The sequence below is a fragment of the Natronorubrum daqingense genome, assembly GCF_001971705.1.
GTDB classification, from domain to species: Archaea; Halobacteriota; Halobacteria; order Halobacteriales; family Natrialbaceae; genus Natronorubrum; species Natronorubrum daqingense.
Map to the genome: position 1 here is coordinate 1,938,014 of NZ_CP019327.1, position 20,107 is coordinate 1,958,120.

General features: G+C 59.4%; 15 protein-coding genes and 1 tRNA gene. 5 read left to right on the forward strand and 11 right to left on the reverse strand.

From position 1 onward, the window contains the following. Positions 1-472: 472 nt before the first annotated feature. A complete protein-coding gene (locus tag BB347_RS09405) occupies positions 473-2,332 on the reverse strand; it encodes a DUF262 domain-containing protein (RefSeq protein ID WP_083687734.1) in 1,860 nt (619 codons plus the stop codon). A 136-nt stretch (positions 2,333-2,468) separates the two neighbouring features. Here BB347_RS09405 and BB347_RS09410 point away from each other — a divergent pair, with 136 nt between their 5' ends. Further along, positions 2,469-4,904, forward strand: a complete 2,436-nt coding sequence (locus BB347_RS09410) for a PglZ domain-containing protein (protein WP_076580869.1) — start codon at positions 2,469-2,471, stop codon at positions 4,902-4,904. Further along, a complete protein-coding gene (gene brxL / locus BB347_RS09415; protein ID WP_076580871.1) occupies positions 4,904-6,931 on the forward strand; it encodes a protease Lon-related BREX system protein BrxL in 2,028 nt (675 codons plus the stop codon). The genes BB347_RS09410 and brxL overlap by 1 nt, the downstream gene beginning before the upstream one ends. A 278-nt stretch (positions 6,932-7,209) precedes the next feature. Here brxL and BB347_RS09420 read toward each other — a convergent pair whose 3' ends face one another. The 3 genes from BB347_RS09420 to BB347_RS09430 form a co-directional block, all read right to left on the reverse strand. After that, the gene (locus tag BB347_RS09420) at positions 7,210-8,826 is read right to left on the reverse strand and encodes a DUF7845 domain-containing protein (protein WP_076580873.1); all 1,617 of its coding nucleotides are present in this window, start codon (positions 8,824-8,826) and stop codon (positions 7,210-7,212) included. A gap of 87 nt (positions 8,827-8,913) precedes the next feature. After that, positions 8,914-8,987: transfer RNA gene (locus BB347_RS09425), tRNA-Thr, on the reverse strand. 133 nt (positions 8,988-9,120) lie between these two features. Further along, on the reverse strand, positions 9,121-10,137 hold the full coding sequence (locus BB347_RS09430; protein ID WP_076580875.1) for a class I SAM-dependent methyltransferase: 1,017 nt from the start codon (positions 10,135-10,137) through the stop codon (positions 9,121-9,123). 108 nt (positions 10,138-10,245) lie between these two features. Between BB347_RS09430 and BB347_RS09435 the strand changes: the two genes are divergently transcribed. The 3 genes from BB347_RS09435 to BB347_RS09445 all read left to right on the forward strand — a co-directional run bounded on the left by BB347_RS09435 (position 10,246) and on the right by BB347_RS09445 (position 13,618). Next, positions 10,246-10,650 (forward strand): Rieske (2Fe-2S) protein, encoded by a 405-nt coding sequence (locus BB347_RS09435; RefSeq protein WP_076580877.1) that lies wholly within the window; start codon positions 10,246-10,248, stop codon positions 10,648-10,650. Between the two features lie 82 nt (positions 10,651-10,732). Further along, on the forward strand, positions 10,733-11,521 hold the full coding sequence (gene dph5 / locus BB347_RS09440) for a diphthine synthase (protein ID WP_076580879.1): 789 nt from the start codon (positions 10,733-10,735) through the stop codon (positions 11,519-11,521). 198 nt (positions 11,522-11,719) lie between these two features. Beyond that, the gene (locus BB347_RS09445; protein ID WP_076580881.1) at positions 11,720-13,618 is read left to right on the forward strand and encodes a polysaccharide deacetylase family protein; all 1,899 of its coding nucleotides are present in this window, start codon (positions 11,720-11,722) and stop codon (positions 13,616-13,618) included. Positions 13,619-13,669: 51 nt separating this feature from the next. On the opposite strand, the gene BB347_RS09450 is transcribed toward BB347_RS09445, so the two are convergent. The 7 genes from BB347_RS09450 to BB347_RS09480 form a co-directional block, all read right to left on the reverse strand. Further along, positions 13,670-14,782, reverse strand: a complete 1,113-nt coding sequence (locus BB347_RS09450; RefSeq protein ID WP_076580883.1) for an alpha/beta fold hydrolase — start codon at positions 14,780-14,782, stop codon at positions 13,670-13,672. Positions 14,783-14,836: 54 nt separating this feature from the next. Continuing rightward, positions 14,837-15,331, reverse strand: coding sequence for a protein-tyrosine phosphatase family protein (locus BB347_RS09455; protein WP_076580885.1), 495 nt, complete (start codon positions 15,329-15,331; stop codon positions 14,837-14,839). Positions 15,332-15,494: 163 nt separating this feature from the next. Next, positions 15,495-16,478 carry an isocitrate/isopropylmalate dehydrogenase family protein gene (locus tag BB347_RS09460; protein WP_076580887.1) on the reverse strand — a complete coding sequence of 328 codons (984 nt, stop codon included), beginning with the start codon at positions 16,476-16,478 and terminating at the stop codon, positions 15,495-15,497. A 141-nt stretch (positions 16,479-16,619) separates the two neighbouring features. After that, the gene (locus BB347_RS09465) at positions 16,620-17,534 is read right to left on the reverse strand and encodes a DMT family transporter (protein WP_076580889.1); all 915 of its coding nucleotides are present in this window, start codon (positions 17,532-17,534) and stop codon (positions 16,620-16,622) included. 201 nt (positions 17,535-17,735) lie between these two features. Next, a complete protein-coding gene (gene leuD, locus BB347_RS09470; protein WP_076580891.1) occupies positions 17,736-18,377 on the reverse strand; it encodes a 3-isopropylmalate dehydratase small subunit in 642 nt (213 codons plus the stop codon). Continuing rightward, positions 18,374-19,795 (reverse strand): 3-isopropylmalate dehydratase large subunit, encoded by a 1,422-nt coding sequence (gene leuC, locus BB347_RS09475; protein ID WP_076580893.1) that lies wholly within the window; start codon positions 19,793-19,795, stop codon positions 18,374-18,376. Before leuC ends, leuD begins: the two co-directional genes overlap by 4 nt. Then, complete coding sequence (locus tag BB347_RS09480; RefSeq protein WP_076580895.1) at positions 19,792-20,070, reverse strand: hypothetical protein; 279 nt, start codon at positions 20,068-20,070, stop codon at positions 19,792-19,794. Before BB347_RS09480 ends, leuC begins: the two co-directional genes overlap by 4 nt. Positions 20,071-20,107 lie beyond the last annotated feature (37 nt).

A 20,107-nucleotide genomic window follows, 5' to 3' on the forward strand; every position in this document is an offset into this window, starting at 1 on the left:
TTGAGCAACTTCGATCAACAAAAAGTGGTACCATCCGCAAGCGGAATGCGGAAAAGTGGCTTCGCAATTGTGATAGACCGAGTTCAACGGAATTCAAGCGGTCAATTCTCCCGAAACCAGCGGGATTCGAAGGCAGTACCTATGAAACGGATATTTCGAATATCCGTGTTACCGGTGATGCGCAGTTCGTCGAAACCGTCGCCGGACTCCTAAAATCGATCCTCGATCTCGAAAACGACGAGACACGGGTCGAATTAAATCTCCAGCGAACGAGGGTCCGTGACACTAAACAGTATACAGGGAACTACGCGCTCTATCTCTCCGTAGCTGAACGAGGTGGTCAATGAGCTGTTACAAGAACGTGTTCGGTATTATTTCGACCTGTGCGAACCTTGGTCACATGGATCATTGAAATACACCCCCCTGTATTCGAAAATCGGGCGTGGTTTCTTTGGCTCACCGCAAGAGCAACCTACCACTCAGCTGCACTCGCATGAGTCCTTGGAGTATCCCACTTATCCATCACAAACTGTATTAATCTCTCTTCACGCTCACCAATGCTCTTAACCGACCATTCATCGTAATCTTGGAGATCCCACTGTACCCATAGCTTCGATTTCTCGTATCCTTCGTCGCGTTTCGTCTGGAAATCCTTGTTCCCCCACTTCGAGTTCCAAGATTTGCTCGCAAGCGTTAAATTACCAAAGCGATGTTTGTAGGCATCATATCGCGCCTGGGCACTTGGATAATCTCCTGGCTCCTCAATAGGCAGTTCATCGGGGCTCTGTGGCCAGATATGCTCGATAGTGTAATTCTCACCCATTGCATCATCTAACGAAATCGATCCTGTCTCTCCTTCGTCTACGGCGCGGTGTTCATTGTAAAAGTAGAAGAGGTATCGGAGATCTTGTGAGGTAACATTTGTGTATAGATCAGACGACGACAATACTCGTCGGAACTGTGAATCGTTTTCGTATCGATGCATGATATTGACGATTTTATGTATCCACACATTGATAGAACTCGTCTCAGTCGTATCTCTTGCCAGTGTTTGGAGCGATGATCGACCAGTGTAAGTTGGATGGTTTCCAACAGCGTATACTCTGAAAATGTATGTTTCAATGGCATCGAGAAGTTTTCGTCGACCTTCACGGTCTAGATGAGGCCACGCCTTGAGTAACAACGGATAGAACTTCGTTGCATGGCGTAGTTTGTGAATCCGGTCAATCAGATCAGCAATCTCATCATCTTTCCGGTGTGAGAGAATATTCCCGAGATTATCAAATGCCCTCTCAAGGCTTTCGACGTACTCTTGAATGTACTCCAAGCATGCTTCTGGGTCCTTCTCTCGTAACGAACGCACGTGTGATTTGAGATTTTCGAGGAATGCTGGAGTCTGGTGATCTTGGCGGTCGGACCAATCGAAGAACGTGATAAAATGATAGCGCTGGACCGCATCGTCTTCAATATCGTCGATGTATGGAGAATCAATCATTCGCTGGTGGTCGTCATACATCTGACCGAACGCTTGACGAATCTGACGGATTGTCCCCTGTCCATCATCTTCGTCTTCTGCTGCGAGATAAGCCATTCTCATGAGAAATGACTTCGTCTTGTCGAAGGTAGACAATGCTCGCCCTCGGTCATTTACACTGTCGAAAATAAGCGTCGCTTTTTCTGGGTTTTCGGCGTCTACGACGTATACCATCAACTCCAAGTCAAGAATTGTCTCCCAGAGCTGCTTGAGTTCAGTAGCAATTTCGATCGCTTCGACTTCTGGTTGCTCCCAGAGCTCTTCCAATTGATCGTCAAAATACTCCTTTGCTTCTATCATCTTTCGTTGGGAGGGGCGCTCTGGTTCAGAAAGATTCCGACCGTCAATAATCCGTTCAAGATATTCGCTATCTTCCCCATCGAGTAATTTGAGGAAGTAGATGTTATCTTCGACTAAGATTTTCTTTCTCATTTCCTCTACGTCGTTGAGTATTTCCTCTTCATGGGCAGTCTTCGGCGCGATCTGCTCGAGAAATTCAATCATTGACTTAGCCAATAGTGTAAGCGAGGTCAGTCGCTGTTGACCATCGATTAGGAGATTAATATTCTTCTCTGTTTCACCGCCGTATCCATCGATTTGTTGTGCTGTTTCTGTCTCGTTCGTCTTTTGAATGATGATCGTTCCGAAATAATGTTGTTTCCCATCGGGTAGCGTTGACAGGTCGGTCCAGAGATCGCTCCACTCTGGTTTCTTCCACGAGTAGTACCGTTGATAATCGGGAATATGGAAAACCCCGGCCGTCGTAAGTTCCTCTAACGATTTCTTACCAGACTCCATACTCCCACTCCTCACAGCGAAGTAATAATTCCTGTCCCCATCGAACTACCTGACTATTATAGTAGCAGTCACTCTATGACCGACAAGTGAGATTCATGCAACGAAGGAAAATCGACTGTACGTCGGTGATTCGCTAATGTCGGACACGTTCACGGAGGTCGTCACCGAACTCGAGGAAAAGTTCGATCGCCATCCCGTCTGGGTCTGGTACGATTCGAGCGAGAAGTACGGCAACGTCATCGACGATATCGAAGCGACGATGGAAGATCGAGGGGTGAACGTCGCCCGATACGATGGAAGCTTCCTCGAACTGAAACGTCGCCTCTGGGAAGAGGACAACGACATCGAAGAGGAGTGGTTGTTCTACATCCCGAAATGGCGCGATGAGGCGGAGTGGTTTATGGACGTCCACCGGCTGGGTCGACAGTTCCGGCCCGGCGCAACTGTCGGTGATCGCCCCGCTTCGAAGTATCTCGTCGGAAAGGAGGATCGAATCCCGGACGAGTACGCCAACTGGGGGCAAAACGAGACGCAACTGAGTCGAGCGTTCTTCTGCGTCCTCTTCGAAACGCCGAACCATTCTCCGCGAGACTACATCGTCCAGTACCTCGCGGATCCCGACGCGTACCGTGATACGATCGAAGAACACGGGCAGGGGCACGAGTGGGAACACCTTCTTCAAGACACGTACGGCATCTCGGCGGGGCTCGACGCGGAAGAGATCGCAACCGAAGTACTCTTCGGCGAACTCCAACACAACTCTCCCACCGACCGGTATGACCGTCTCGCTGCCGACGATACGAAAGCAGCAACTGAACTCTGTGAATACTGGCAGAAGATCGATACCGCGACCTATCTCGAGTACGCCGCTTCGGTTAGCGAGGACCGGAATCTCACCCAAGAGGTCGTCGGCTCGGACTCGCTCGAGTGGGCGTCGAATTCGTTCCGACAGGTCGACGACGGCCTCGTCCAACTCTGTCTGAATCGCCTTTCCCAAGCCGACTTCGATGAACTCCCCACAATTGCAACCGAGCTCGAGTCCGTCGTCGAGCGGCGACGGAACGGGTTCTGGTACGATGAGGGACACGCTGGGTACTGGGATATTCTCGACCACGGATTGGAAGTCCTCGACGATGCAGGATCCGCAATAGACGAAATCGAAGCCGAGGGATACGATCCGAGAACTCTCGCTGACCGGTACACTGACGACTGGTGGACGATAGACGCTGCGTACCGTCGATACGTCCGCAGCGTCAAAGACAACCGTCGTCCCGTCGAGGGATTGCACGACGTTCGAGACCGGATTACGAACTACTACGTGTCGTTCCTTCGGACGCTCAACCGTCCGGTCGCCGAATACCTCGCCGACGACCCTGTGCTCGGAACACCACAGACGGGCTTCTTCGACTCACACGTCGATCGTGAAGATGGAACGGCAGTCATCATCTGTGATGGATTGCGATATGAACTAGCCCGTGAGTTAGAGGAACGGTTCGAATCCGACGACGAAACCGACCAGCACACTGCGCTCGCGTCGGCTGCACTTCCGTCGATCACGGAGGTCGGGATGGCGACTCATCTTCCCGGAGATCTTTCGCTCAAACTTGACTCGAGCGAAGACTTAGTCGTGGAAGTCGACGAAACCGAAATCTCGTCGAAGCAGGATCGGAAAGCCTGCTTGAACGATGCCGGGTTCACGGTTTCGGATATCGATGACGTTCTGAGTACCCCTCAGAAATCCCTGAAAGAAGAGGGTGTACCACCGAGAATTGTTTACTCCGGTATTATCGACAAGCTCGGGGAAAGTCTCGACGATGATAAGGCACTTGCACAGGCTGCCGACCACGTTCGCGACGTAGAGGACGTAATTCAACGCCTCCGCGCTGCAGGGTACACTCGGTTCGTTGTGACCGCAGATCACGGCTTCCTCTACACCGAAGAACTCTCCGACCGGGATAAGGTCGAATCACTCGATGGGGTTGCGTTCACGAAGCGAAGATTCGCAGCAGCCAATGCTGATGCTCCGGTTATTCCGGGTGAGGAGATCATCGAGTTCGACGAGAGCCAACTGAGTCAATTAGGGATCGAAGCGGACGATCTTCGACTGTTCTTCCCGCGAAGCGTCGCCTGCTTCAAAGCAGCCGGTGGAAACATGCGTTACTTCCACGGGGGTATTTCGATGCAGGAGTTAGCAGTCCCCTGCCTTACAGTGACGACCGTTGAGCGCGAGGACGAAGACGCTCCGATCGAATACGACGTGTCGTTCCCAGACAACGTAACAAACACCATCGTCGACGTAACGATTGCTGCTCGGAGTAGTCAGCTTTCGTTTTCCCGGACGCCGACACTCCGACTCACGGCAACGGTCGATGGTCGAGAGGTGGCGGAACCGAAACTCATCGAGGTCAACCAGGGCGAGAACGAAGCAACGCTCCGTCTGAAAAGCGGCGAACTCGACGAGGACGCAACCATTTTGTTCGAGGCGATTGACGAAGAGACGCGTGAGACAGTGGCCAAGGGTGAAGCGAAAAATGACATCATTATGCGTGAAGACTTCGAATTCGATATCTAATGACCCGACGTGAACTCGACCAAAAGGCGCTCGAGCACTTTTCTGGGCGCGTCGTCCGGAAAGATCTCGTCCAGGACATCAAATCGGGTGCGAACGTCCCGACGTATGTCTTGGAGTATCTCGTCGGTCAGTATTGTGCCACCGATAGTGAGTCGGCGATCGAGGAAGGCGTCGAGAGAGTAAAAGAAATACTGAAGAAACACTATGTCCGGCCCGACGAGGCGGAGTTCATCAAGTCGGAGGTTCGTGAACGGGGCCGCTACCGCGTGATTGACAAAGTGAATGTCCACCTCGACGAACGTCAAGACGCATACGTCGGCTCGTTCGTCAATCTGCAAATTAGCAACGTCGAGATCAACGAACATCTCGTCAGCAAACACCCCAAACTGCTTGGTGGAGGCGTGTGGGCGGTTATTGACCTCGAGTATCTCCCAGACAACGTTGGATCGGAGCACAGCCTCTTTGGAATTGACTCGTTCAAACCGATTCAGGTATCGAGTCTCGATCTCGAGGAGATCAAAGAGCGTCGTCGAGAGTTCACACGCGACGAGTGGCGCGATCTACTGCTGCACAGTCTAGGATACGATCCAGCTACGTTCTCCGATCGAGAGAAGATGCTCTTTCTCACCCGATGCCTCCCTCTCTGTGAGAATAACTATAATTACGTTGAGCTCGGCCCACGGGGGACCGGAAAGAGCTTCTTGTACCGCGAGATCAGCCCTCACTCAATCCTTATTTCTGGAGGCAAGACGACGGTCGCAAAGCTGTTCCTAAACCTCAATACGGGACAAATAGGTCTCGTTGGTCGATGGGATGTCGTCGCTTTCGACGAGGTCGGGGGGCTGCAATTTTCCGATTCGGAGGCAGTCCAGATGCTCAAAGATTACATGGAGTCTGGGAGTTTCTCGCGCGGCACTGAAGAACTCTCAGCGCGTGCATCAATGGTCTACGTCGGAAACATCGATCTCGATGTTGAAGGTGTTCTCAAAAGCTCACATCTCTTCAAGCCGTTCCCCGATGATATGCAAGATCTCGCGCTAATCGATCGCTTCCACTATTATCTTCCCGGCTGGGAAATTCCAAAGATGCGCTCGGAGTTCTTCGACGATCAGTTTGGATTCATCGTCGATTACTTCTCCGAGTTCATGCGTGAACTGCGGAAAGAATCCCACGGCGACGCGATAAACGAGTACTTCGCCTTCGGCGATCACCTGAACCAGCGAGATGAACGAGCGGTCCGAAAGACCGTTTCAGGATTCCTGAAAATGCTCCATCCGCACGGTGAGTACACAAAAGAAGAGCTCCGGGAATACCTCGAATTCGCTATGGAAGGGCGGCGACGAGTGAAAGAACAGTTGAAGCGGATGGGTGGAATGGAGTACAGGGCGGTCAACTTCTCGTATATCGATCTGGATACTCGAGAGGAGATCTTCGTCACCGTTCCGGAGGAAGCAGAGGAGACACTCATTCCGCAGGGAACGCAACAGCCGGGCTCTATCTATACGATTGGGAACACCGAGTCTCAGAATGCCGTTTTCCGGATCGAGACACAGGCACTTCCAGGGAAAGGGAAAAAGAGCATCTCGGGTACTCCCGGATCTGAAATGAAAGAGGAGTTCGAAACAGCGTATGACTATCTGAAGGCAAACATGCGTGAGCTTTCTCGCGAAGAGTCCCTTGACGATCACGACATCAAAATTCAGGTGTTAAACCCATCAGATGCCTCGGAAGGAAAGGCTACCAGTGTCGGGTTCCTAGTTGGAATCATCTCGAGTATACTCGATCGACCAGTACGTCCGCGTCTCGTAGTGCTCGGGAGCATGAGCCTCATGGGAGAGCTCGTGGAAGCAAGTTCGCTCGTCGATAAACTCCAATTAGCAGTCGACTCGGGAGCGGGGACGGTACTTCTTCCGGCGAAAAATAAAGACAGCTTCAGCAAGATCCCTGATGAGATTCTTGATGAACTCGAACTCGTATTCTATACCGATCCAATAGAGGCAGCAAGCAAGGCACTCCAATTAGAATAGCATATCTGGGACTAGGGACAGTCCCTGGATCCACACCCCCGTTTCGTGTGCATCAACTCGAGCTCGCGGAGGCGTAAGTAATTTTTTGAGCAAGTGCCCTTAGGCACACTCGCTAAGGGGGTTGTCCCAGCGGTCGGGAACGGATAACCCGCCCAAACCATATTCTGGCGTTATCGTGCCGATTGGCTCTCCAGTCGAAACACGCGTTCGGCGATATTCCGGTAAAACAGACCGCTAATTAGACCCGTACGACAGTGTTGCCACTCACTGGGACAGCGCTATCTGAGGGTCGGATTCACCTTTCCGTATTCCCACGCATCGGGATCGGATCGCCACTGGACATCGGCTGTCCGCAGTTCGAGTGGATCCCGCCCGATTGAACGCCAGGCGTCGACAGCCTCGGCGAGTACATCTTGGATACGCGGATTGGACGAACTCTTCAGCTTCGAGAGGATCGTATCGATCCGTAGTGTCGTATCCTCCTCATCGGCAACGCCGACGAGACTCGCACTGTACTTCGTACAGAACTGTTGCCAGGCGTTCGATGATGCGCTCTTGGTCTCGAGATTGTAGAGCTTCGAGACGCGATCGGCAGCGTTCTCGATCCCGAACTCGACCTGCTCGACGATTGCGGTGATGTCTTGCTCGAACTTCTTGCTCGCGAAGGAGACGCACGCGTTGTCGTTCCGTAGTACACCCCGGAGTCGATCGAGCGTCCGATACACCGTGCTGATACTCCGCCCAGTGTTCTCCGCCAGCTCGTTCGGGTGTTGCTTCCCACCATCGGTGACGAGCGTCTCGAGGACCCTCTCGTCGCTCTCACGGAGTCCGACGAACGTCTGGAGAATCATCGCGTTCTGCTCGGTCTCGAGTTCCGGCGTCGGATCAGCGAACAGCTCGACGGGCTTCTCCGAAGCGACTGCGTCGAAGTGATCGTCGGGGACGTACGTCGTCTGATCGACCTGGACCGGAACTCCGCTCCAGGAAAGAACGTTGATGAGCGTCTCGTCGATCTCCCGACGGAGCTTACGATGATCTTCCCATCGGAACGAGCGATTGCTGTTCAGCTTCTTTTTCAGCAAAACGCCCACCTTCGGATGGTAGAGCGGATCCGTCTCATCGTCTTCGCGGACGTACTTCGGGTGGTAGTGCTTGATCTGCTTCCCGAATCGGTGGCCCGATATCAGTCGCTTCGCGTCCGGCGTCGGCAGCCGGACCCGATGGTTGTATCCGACGATGTCCTCGTTGTCGACGCGGTACTCGAACTTGCTGCCCTTCTCGGTCGCACAGAGGTGCATCAATCGCTGCATGATTCCGGCTCGACCGACGACCTTGGGACTCCAGGATCGATTTAGCCGGACGTATCGTTCGTATGTCGTGATATTACTCATCCCGTGGACCTCTCCCGCGAAATAGTCCGTATTGATCGGGAGATTGCCTTCTCGAGCCAGCACCTGGACGAACGTCGGCAACAGACGACGGAACTCGAGCGGCTCGAGGTTCGAGCCGGCGAAGCGAACGTTGACGCCCTCATCTTCGGGGATGTTATCGAACGGTGTTGAGACCTGATCGCCGGTCTCGTAATGGCGCATATCGGCGAAGCGCGGTTGAATCAGGAAGTTCGCTTTCCGCTCACCACGTCCGTATCCGCTTATCCGATACTCGTAGAGACGTTCGTTGGTGACATCGTCCTGCAGACGCGGCGCGATCCCGCTCTTCTGGTACTTGAGGTTGACCGTCCACTCTTCGCCGTCGACTTCCGTCTCGATCTCGCCGGAGTAGCCGTCGAACCGTTGGATAAGGAGTCGACCGAGAATCCAGTAAGGGCTGAGCCCGTTCTCAGTGAAGATGAGGTTCCCTTCGCACTCGTGAGGCGCGGTCGCGATCTGCCTCACGCGCGACACCTCAATTTATGGGGGTTGGGACTAGAGTATTCAGGTGTATTTCTCCCGTTAACGGGGGAAATTGAAGGAATCGTCCGAAGCCGGTGGAGGGATTTGAACCCTCGACCTAATCCTTACGAAGGATTCGCTCTGCCAGTCTGAGCTACACCGGCGCGTTCGCGTGCCACGCATCGGCGTCGTCGCCTCGACACTAACGCGCATTCTATCGTAGGGCCGAAGTCAGCCATAAGGATTGCGAATCGGCGCTGTCGTGCGATCGGTTCTCGCGGTCGGACTCGAGCCCGATTATCGCTCGAGTCGAACGTCGAGACAGACGTTGAGTTCGTGTGGCGCGTAGGAGCGAACGACGCGCTCCGTCTCGACTCCGACCTCGTAGTCGGGTTCGGCTGCCTCGCGGATCGCTCGTTCGCCCGGCCCAAACGGGTCGTCTTCGTGCTGAATATCGTAGTAGTGGATGACGCAGTCGTCGCTCGCGAGGGTAACGGCGGACTCAAGAAAGTCGTCCGCGCTGTGGGGCAGGTTCATGACGAGACGGTCAGCCCAGTTCTCGTACTCGGCTGCGACCTCGCGCACGTCCTCACAGATCGCCGTCACGCGATCCTCGACGCCGTTCCGACGCGCGTTCTCGCGCAGGTACTCAATCGCGGTCTCGTTGATATCGACGCCGACGCACTCCGCGCCGCGTTTGGCGAAAGGGATCACGAACGGCCCGACGCCGGCGAACATGTCTAAGGCTCGTTCGCGCTTTGCCCCGTTCTCATCCACCGACGCACGTCGTAACTCCCCTACCTGCTCGGCGACCCGATGGCGCTCGGTCGCGAGTCGCGGCGAGAAATAGACGTCCGAGAGATCCAGCGCAAACTCACAGCCGTACTCGCGGTGGACGACCGTCGTGTCCTCGCCGGCGAGGAGATCCCAGTCGCGCACCCGCGTTTCGCCTTTGACCTTCGAGGCCTTGTTCACCACCGTCTCGAGGGGGAGATCCGATTCGACGACGGCGTCTGCGATCGCTCGAGCGCGTTCGTCGTCGTCTTCGTCGAGTAAGGCGGCAGTTCCGAGTCGTTCGTAGGACGGTTCGAATCCCAGCAGGTCCGCGGGCGTCGTCTGCGTCTCGCGTTCGGAGACGGGTCGGGAGACGACCTCGAGGTCGTCGGAGACGGCTTCGGGATCGACGACCGGAACGTAGAGGTCACCCTCCGCGACCGAGATTTCGTACTCGTCGTCGATCAGGTCCGCCTCCGCCAGTTGGCGACGCGTCGCTTCGCCCTCCTCTCGCGGGACGCGGACGCACGGCACTTCCATACCGCTACTCTCCGACGGGCCGCCGTAACGGTGACGTTTTTGGACTCGCGCACTCGCCGCTGGTCCGTTCCGTGAACAGTTTTCAGGTAGCCGGCGATAGTCACTGGCATGGAGCAACTCACGACCGTCGACACGGTCCACGAGGAGGGCTCGTGGCTGTTCACGGTGAGCGACCGGTTCGGCGACGAAGAAGAGGTGATTCTCGTTCCCTGCGAAGATGGGGTTGAGGCCTGGGTCAACCGCTGTACGCACGAATCTCAACGATTCGATACCGGCCGTGGCGCGCCGATTCGTAACGGGCAGATCGTCTGTCCCCGCCACGGCTCGATGTTCGACTCCTGTTCGGGTCACTGTGATAACGGCGAAGCGGCCAACACGACGCTCCCCGCGGTCGATATTACGGTCCACACCGACGGGACGGTTTTTCTCACCGACGACGACGTGACGTTCGCACACGAGGGCGGCATCGACGATGACGACGATCCGGACTCAACCTCGCACATTTCGTTGTGACGATCGTTCGGCGTACCACTCCGGACCAGCGTTCGATACCCGTCTCGAAAGCGTATTCCCGCCGCTCTCACTACACGAACGCATGCTCACCTTCATCGGCCTCGGCCTCTACGACGAGCGATCGATCACCGTCGAGGGCCAGGAAGCGCTACGTGACGCCGACCGCGCCTACGCGGAGTTCTACACCAGCAAACTCATCGGGACGACCGTCGCCGACCTCGAGTCCACCCACGATGTCGACATCGAGGTTCGTGACCGGGCCGGAGTCGAGCAACACCCGGACGACATCCTCGAGCGAGCCGAAACCGAGGACGTCGCCTTCCTGACTGCTGGCGACACGATGATCTCGACGACGCACGTCGACCTCCGCCTGCGCGCTCACGAGCGAGGCATCGAGACGCGGGTTATCCACGGGATCACGGCCCAGACGGCGACGAGTTCGCTCACCGGCCTGCAAAACTACCGCTTCGGGAAGGCGACGACGCTCCCCTTTCCCTACGCCCATGGAGCCGACGGCCTCCCGGCAAGCGTGACCAACACCATCGACGACAATCGCGAGGATGGCCTCCACACCGTGGTCTATCTCGATATCAAGGTGGGCCACGAGCGAGCGGACGAAGACGAGTACATGACCGCGGATATCGGCGCGGAGCTTCTCGCCGAGGAGTACCCGGACCTCGTCGGGGTCGTCGTGGCACGTGCCGGGAGTCCGGACCCGCTCGTCGAAGCGGGTACGATGAGCGACCTCTCGACGCGGGAGTTCGGCGATCCGCTGCACTTGCTCGTCGTCCCGGGCGAGTGTCACCTGCTCGAGGCCGACGCGGTCGTCGCGCTCGCCGGTGCCGACCGATCGACGCTCGACGTCGTCTGAGGGGATTGGCTCAGTCGCTGGTGAGTGTTGCGAGCGAGAAATTTTCGTTCAGTTCACGGCCGTCGAGCGGCATGAAACGGTTAGTTATCGAACCAATAAGCCCCGCGAATGCGGGCGTGCACGTCGATTTTGGGCGGGGAACGGTTTATCCACTCTATTAACAAGTAGCCGTGGCGCCAGCGGAGAGATACGGATAGCATGAACAAGGAACACGACTCACGCGGCCCGTCGCGACGATGGCTCTTGAGCACAGTCGGCGTGGCGTCGGCCGCGCTTGCAGGGTGCACGGACATATTGTCCGACGAGGGGTCCGGTGACGACGCAGACGGCGAGGGGTCTGACGACTCAGGGAGCGACTCGAGCGGCGATGGCTCCGCACAGTGGCCTGCGATCGAGGCGGGCGAACAGCTCTCCGATTTCGAGGATCTCGACGAGTGGTTCCCACAGAACAGCGAACTCTCGGCGGCCGAGGACGAGGCGCGAATCGGTTCACAGGCGGCCGTCGTCGAGAGCGACGGTCGCGAGGCCAGAATCGACATGCGCCTCGACGGGATCGACCTCGAGGAGTGGGACGTCTCGCTGGCCGTGAAGCCGGAGGCGGCAGACCAGATCGTCGTCGAATTCCTCGCGCCGGATCGAGACGCGCGTCTCAACACCGTCAGAACGGTACCGGACGGCTACGAGGGCTGGTTCCGCCTCGACTGTGGCTACGAGCACAAACCCGAGGGCGAACCCGATCTCTCGAACGTCACGCGGATCAACGTCGTTGCGGTCGGTTCGGAAGACGGCGAGACGCGGATGCTCGTCGACGACCTCCGACGGACGGAGGCGGCCGACAACGGGAAAGCCATCCTCGCATTCTACGGCGGCTACGACTCCCACTACGATATTGCCGCGGAGATGCTCGAGGAGCGCGACTGGACGGCGGCCGTGCCGATGAGTCCCGACCAGATCGGTGCGGACGGACGGATGGGCCTCGAGGAGCTACAGGACCTCCAGGATCGCGGCTGGGACGTCTGTTCGCATCCCCAAATTTCGACCCCGCTGCCCGAAATGCCCGAGGACCGCCAGCGGGACGTTCTCGAGACGAATCGCGACTCGCTCGAGGATAACGGCTTCGAAGACGGTGCCAGACACCTGTTCGTTCCCGACGACCGAATGGACGAGACGACCGTCGAGGTTGCCAGGGATGTTCACGACTCGGCCTTTCTCTTTGGCTCCTGTCCGAGCGGCGTCCCGCCGACGGGCATGCATACGATTCCGCTCATCTGGGGACCGGCGCTCCACAACGGCGTTCGGCGACACATCAACCTCGCCGATCAGTACAACCAGTTGACCGTCATGGAGGTCCCGCGAATCGTGGATGAGGAGGACGTCGACGTCGACGAGAATCGGATGTCCCTCGACGACTTCGAGCACCTGCTCAACCACATCGAACACCGCGGACTCGACGTCATCACGCCCTCGGATCTCGTCGACGGGACGTACGAAAGCGACGAGGAGGACGAAGACCACGACGACGGCCGACCGGACGGCACTATCCTCGAGGAGGGCCAGGCCTACGAGTTCGACGACACCGGCTCGACGACCGAATCAGGAGTCGACCTCGAAGAAGGCGTCGCTTCCGCGAGCTTCACGCACGACGGCGACGACGAGTTCGTCGTCGAATTGGTAGCAGACGGCGGCGGAAGCGACGTGACGCTGGTGACCACCGACGGAAACACGGCCGGCGAGTCGATCGCAGCGGTCGAGGAGGGCTCCTACGGCCTCGAGATCCAGGCCGACGGCGAGTGGACTATCGACCTCTCGCAACCGGAAGTTCACGCCGACGACCTCGACGAACTCGGCGTGGAGGCCAGCGGAACGGGCTCGTCGTTCGTCGGGCCGATCTGGGCCGAAGACGACGTTCGACTCGAGGTGGCTCACGACGGCGACGGCGAGTTCCTCGTCGACGGCTACGACGCGGACGGCGCCAGCGAATCGATCGTGAGCGACACGGGATCCTTCGACAGTTCGCGCTCGTTCAGTGCCGGCGGAACCGTCTGGATCAACGTCGAAGCGGACGGCGACTGGTCGCTCGAGGCCAGCGACGCCTAACTTCGCCCGGTCGCGAGCAGTTCCGCGTTACAGCACCGCGAGCATTCCTCGCTACAGAACCGACTCGAGTCGGTTCAGGAAGTCACCGGGAACCTCGACGTGTGGCGCGTGGCCCGTCTTGCCGAAGACAACCTCCTCGAACTCGCCGCCGGCGTCGGCGTACTCCTCGAGGGCCGCGCGCGTCTGGTCGACCATCGGCTGGGGCGGGAACACCTCCTCGCCGGGCCAGTCGGGAACCGTTCCCATCCGTCCGAGCGTGCCCACGTCGAACAGCGACTCATTCGAGACGATCTGGTCCGAATCGCCGCGTAGCCAGAGCACGGGTGGTTTCTCGTCGGGGTCGATGTCGGTAATTTGCTCGAGCGAACAGTACTTCGGCGAGATGGCGTTGTTGACGCCGGCGTCTCCGGGGGCGACGCCCGGCCAGTTCTCGCTCTGCGTCGCGTTTCCGGGGTAGTTCTCCGCACCGGTGACGGTGTCGAGCATCCCCGTCAGGTACGACTCCTCGCGTTCGGTATCGAACGTGTGACTCGGAGCGACGTAGTACGTCCGCAGAATCTTTCGCGGCGAGGCCTCGCCTCCTTCGCTTCGATCCCGATCCGCCAGTCCGCTCACGAACGCGTCGTTTCCGAGCCCCCCGCCGGAGCCGGCGTAATCCTCGAAGCAGGGCGTTCCGTCCTCGCCTTTCGTCCCGCCGAACCCGTACGGCGAGAGAGGGTTCACCAGTACGAGCGAGTCCACGTCCCCGGGGTTGTCGATCGCGTATCGCATCGCGACGCCGCCGCCGTTGGACCACCCGACGAGCGTGAACGGTGTCCCGAGGTCGAGTTCAGAAACCAACGCCCGAAGGTCGGCCTCGAAATCGCCCAGCCCGTTAGTGGCGTCGACCGGTTTCGTCTCCGAATCGCCGTAGCCTCGCAAGTCGGGTGCGATGGCTCGATACCGCTCCGGCAGCGAACTTATGACGTCTTCGAAAAATCGCGAGGAAGAGACGTTTCCGTGGAGAAAGACGACTGTCGAATCGGTGTCTACCGCTTCGCGTTCGCCGCCCGTTTCCCCGGCTCCAGTTCCCCCACCAGACTCGAGGTAGTGCGTCTCGAGACGGTCGGTCGTGACGCTGCGTGAGGCAACCCCCTCGAGGGTATCGTCTCGCGTTCGTGTCATACCCGCGGTACCACGTGCCCCCTGATAACGTTCCGTCCGGCAGAGCGCCGGCCTTTACAGTCGGTCGAGTAACTCGAGCAGTTCGGCTTCGGTCGCGTTTCCGTCCCGAATCGCCTCTCTGGGTGCCCGTGGCCACGGCCTGGTCTCGACGGCCTCGAGCGCGGCCTCGGGCGCGTATCCTCGATCACCGACCAGCCAGCCGGCGGCGACGACCCCCGTCCGACCGAGGCCGGCGTTGCAGTGAATCGCGACGTTCTCGCCCGCAGCCGTCTGCCGACCGAGGATATCGACGGCACTCTCGAGGCGCTCGAGATCGGGGAGGTGACGGTCTCGAATCGGAACGTGGGCGGTTTCGAACGCGTCGTCGTACGCCGCCGGACAACCCCACCGACCCGCCTCGCGCTCGGAGAGTAAGCAGACGACGCCGGAGACGTTACGAGTCCGGAGAATCTCGCGCCACTCCTCGAGGTCGCCCCCGAGGTGGCCGGGCCGACAGGCTCCAAAAAGCGGTTCGTCCTCGACGATCCGGCCGAAATTCGCGCTCGTCATTGGGTGAATTGTCACCACAGAGACGACGCAGTGACTTTACTGTTGATACCACCGGAATACCCTGCCCCACTCAACCACTCCTGCCCGCTTCGCTATCCGTCGTGAGCGAGCGCCGACTCAGAAAAGCGAATCCGCCCCAATAACCAAAACGAGAGTCGTTCGACTACAGTCGCTCGATAATCGCGTCCGTCACGTCGTCGGTCGACGCGTCGCCGCCGAGGTCGGGCGTTCGTGGCCCCTCCTCGAGCGTCGCTTCGACGGCCTCGTGAACCGCGTGGGCCTGCTCGTCGTAGCCCAGGAACTCGAGCATCATCGCAGCCGAGATGATCGTCGCAGCCGGGTTCGCGACGCCCTCGCCGGCGATGTCGGGTGCGGTGCCGTGGACGGGCTCGAACAACCCGCGCTCGGAGCCGACGTTCGCCGATGGGAGCAAGCCGAGGCCGCCGACGAGGCCGGCGGCGAGATCGGAAAGCACGTCGCCCGCGAGGTTCGGACAGGCGATCACGTCGAACTGCTCGGGCTCGAGACAGACGCGCGTCGCGAAGGCGTCCATCAGCACCTCGTCGGTCTCGACGCCGTTCTCGTCGGCGACCGATTTGATGGTGTCCCGAAAGACGCCGTCCGTCTCGCGCATGACGTTCGCTTTGTGAACGATGGTGAAGCCGTCGTGGTCGTCGGACTCCGACACGTACTCGCAGGCGAACTCGCCGAGCTCCGCCGAAGCCGACTCGGTGACGACGCGCGTCAGCGTCGCGACGTCCTCGGTGAGTCGATCCTCGTGACCCGCGTAGACGCCCTCGGTGTTCTCGCGCAGGAAGACGAGATCCGTCTCGGGACGAACGGCGTCGATCCCCGGGTACGCCTTCGCGGGACGGATGTTGACGAACGAGTCCACGGCGTCCCGAAGCGGGAGGATGACGTCCGCCGCCGTCTCGCCGGCCGCACCGAACAGCGTCGCGTCGGCCGACGCCGCGAGGTCGTAGGTCTCCTGTGGCAGCGCCTCGCCGGTCGCTTCTTTTAGCGAATCACCCGCGTCGGCCTCGACGAACTCGAAGTCGATCTCGAGTGCCTCGAGTACGTCGACGGCGGCTGGCGTGACTTCCTTCCCGATTCCGTCGCCCGGAATGACGGCGATTTCGTGAGTCATGTGCAACCATCTCGCGGGGTACAAAAAGAGGGTATCGATACCGCGATCCGAACTCGAGTGGAGCACCGCTCGACGTTCGGACGTGCGGAGAAAAACGCGCTATCGTGAGCGCTACCGAGGCGAAAATCGACGACACGCCGCTCAAGCGTATCCGAGACCGCTCGAGAGTCCTACTGCCTCAGCAATCGCACGCCGCTTGAGCAGGACGAACCCGACGGCGACCAGCGCGAATCCGCCGATCGTCAACGCGCTGATCTCCTCGCCGAGCACGACGACGCCGGCGACCGTCGCCACAACGGGTACCAGATACCCGATCAGCGCCGCCTCGAACGCACCGTGGGTCTCGAGGATCGAGAAGTAGATCACGAAGGCGATCGCAGTCGCGAAGATTCCGAGGTAGAGCAGCGCGCCGAGCGACGCCGCGTCGAGCACGTCAGCGCTCGGGAACTCGCCGGTGCCCAGGCTCACGACGTGGAGGACGACGGCGCCGACGAGCATCGACCAGCCGACCAGCGGGAGCTGTGGGAGCGTCGGTCCGGCGCGCTGGATCAGGACGCCGCCGAGTGCGACGCTACAGACCTGTCCGACGACGAGCAGCCGCGCGGCCGTATCGCCGGCCAGCAGATTTCCAGGGTCGGGTTGGACGATCAGCCCGACGCCCAGGAAGCCGACTGCAGCGCCGGCGGCGCCGACCCCCGAGAGGCGTTCACCGAGCAGCGGGATCGCCCACAACGCGGTGACGATCGGCACGAGCCCTTGCAGGATCGCGGCGACGCCGCTCGGGACGGTCTGCTGGCCGAGAAAGAGCAGTCCGTTGCCCGCGACGAGGAAGACGCCGCCGCCGGCAATCGCCGCCAGGTCGTTTCGCGCGCTCGGCCGCCAGTCATCGACGCGATAGACGGCCACGGCGAGCAACAACACCGCCGCGATATCGTAGCGCACGGCGGCGAAGAGCAACGGCGGAAGCGACTCGAGACCGATCGAAATCGCCGGGAAGGAGAGTCCCCAGAGAACGGCCAACGACAGGAACAACGCGACATCAGCGTTCCGAGACACACGCGCTATTTGGGCGGTCGGCCGAAATCGATGTCGGTGGGTGCCTCGTTCTGCCGGTTTCGGCGTGCTACCACTGAGTGTGACAGACGGAGGCGCTCGCTCGAGCGGACGCGAACAGCGGTGAAAACGACGGTGAAAGCGAGAACGGTGAAAAGGAAATGACGGACGAACTCGAGCGAGTATCGAGTCCGTCGCTCGAATCTATTCGGCTTCCGGAATCGCGTCGTCGGTGACGTACGGCAGCTCCCGTGCCTTCTCGCTGACCGCACCGGCGTTGGACTTCATCAGCGCCGTCGTGTCCCAGACGCCCTCGACGAGGGCCTTGCGCTGGGCGTCGTCGACGGTAACGTCGATCGTCTCTCCGCCGTAGGTTACCTCCTCGGCTCCCACGTCGATATCGATCTCGCCGTCGGGATTCGCATCGACCCACTCCTGGAGCTCCTCGATGGTCTCGCTGTCTGCCGTGACGGTTGGAATACCGAGTGCCAGACAGTTACCCGCGAAGATCTCGGCGAAGCTCTCGCCGATGATCGCGTCGATTCCCCAGCGCATCAGGGCCTGTGGCGCGTGCTCTCTCGAGGAGCCACAGCCGAAGTTGCTGTTGACGACCATCACCGAAGAGTCCTGGAATCGATCCTCGTTGAACGGGTGTTCCTTCTGGTTGTCGTCGTCGTCAAATCGGACGTCGAAAAACGCGAACTCGCCGAGTCCGTCGAACGTGACGACCTTCATAAACCGCGCGGGGATGATCTGGTCGGTGTCGATGTCGTTGCCCCGGATCGGAACGCCCGAGCCGGAGACGGCCTCGACTTCCGGAATTTCGACCTCGTCAGTTCCAGTCATGCCGTCTGCACCCCCTTCAGGTCGCGCACGTCAGAGACTTCCCCGTTGATCGCGGCCGCGGCGACCATCCGCGGGTTCATCAGGACGGTGCGTCCGTCCTTGCTGCCCTGCCGACCGACGAAGTTGCGGTTCGAGGAGGAAGCACAGGCCTCGTCGCCCTCGAGTTGGTCCTCGTTCATGCCCAGACACATCGAACAACCGGCGTTGCGCCACTCGAAGCCGGCCTCCTCGAAGGTATCTTTGAGCCCTTCCTTCTCTGCGGTCTCCTGGACGCGTTGGCTGCCGGGGACGACCAGTGCGCGAACGTCGTCGTCGACCTGCCGGCCCTCGACGATTTCGGCCGCGCGACGCAGGTCCGGTAGGCGAGCGTTCGTACAGGAACCGAGGAAGGCGACGTCGATGTCGTAGCCCTCCATCGTCTCGCCGGGGTCGACGCGCATGTGCTCCTGTGCGCGTTCGGCCGTGGCCTCCTTGTCAGCGGGCAGGTCCTCGGGCGCTGGAATCGAGTCCGTGATACCGATTCCCTGTCCCGGCGTCGTGCCCCAGGTGACGACCGGCTCGAGTTCGTCCGCGTCGATGTGGACGACGTCGTCGTACTCTGCCGTCTCGTCGCTCGCGATCGACTCCCAGTAGGGTTTGAGTTCCTCGAACTCCTCGGGGTTCTCCTGGAAGTAGTCGGTCTCCTCGAGCCACTCGTAGGTGGTCTCGTCGGGGTTGACGTAGCCCGCACGTGCCCCACCTTCGATCGACATGTTACAGATCGACATCCGCCCCTCCATCCCGAGGTTCTCGATGGCCTCGCCGGCGTACTCGTAGACGTAGCCGACGCCGCCTTCGGTGCCCAGTCGGCTGATGATCTCGAGGATGACGTCCTTCGCCTCGACGCCGTCGCCGAGTTCGCCGTCGATCTGGATCTTGCGGACCTTCTGCTTCTCGAAGGCGAGAGTGCCCGTCGCGAGCACGTCCCGAATCTGGCTGGTCCCGATCCCGAACGCGAGCGCGCCGAACGCGCCGTGCGTCGAGGTGTGGCTGTCGCCACAGACGATCGTTTTGCCGGGTTGGGTGAGCCCCTGCTCCGGGCCGACGACGTGGACGATTCCCTGGTCGCCGCTGTTCGGGTCCGAGAACTCGATTCCGGCCTCGCGGACGTTCTCCTCGAGTTCGCTCATCATCTCTTCGGCCGCATCCTCTTCGTAGGGGCGAGACTGATCCGCGGTCGGGATGATGTGATCGACCGTCGCGTGGGTGAGTTCGGGGTAGGCGACCTCGAGGTCGCGTTCCTCGAGCATCCCGAACGCTTGTGGACTCGTGACCTCGTGGATGAGGTGCAAGCCGACGAACAGCTGATCCTGTCCGGTCGGCAGCGTCGTCACCTTGTGGTGATCCCAGACCTTGTCGTACAGTGTTCCGTCGCTCATTCCTCGTCCTCTACGGTTGGATTGCGCCCACGCTCGAAGACGCGATTCGCGTCGTCTGCATGTTGGGGCGGCGTATGTGTCACGTCTTTCATCGTCTGTTCGTTCCCGTCCGCTGTCTCTTCCTCGTCGGTCGACTCCGACGGCGTCGCAGCCGGTTCGCCACCATCTGCGGCGACGATCGGTCCTCGGCTGAACAGCTGGCCGGCCGTCTTCCCCGTGTAGGGATTCGTGTGGCTGACGTCGGCCATCGCATCCGTGTGCTCGTTCTGACTCATGTTATTGTCGTCTCCTGATGTTGTAACGCGGTTCTCG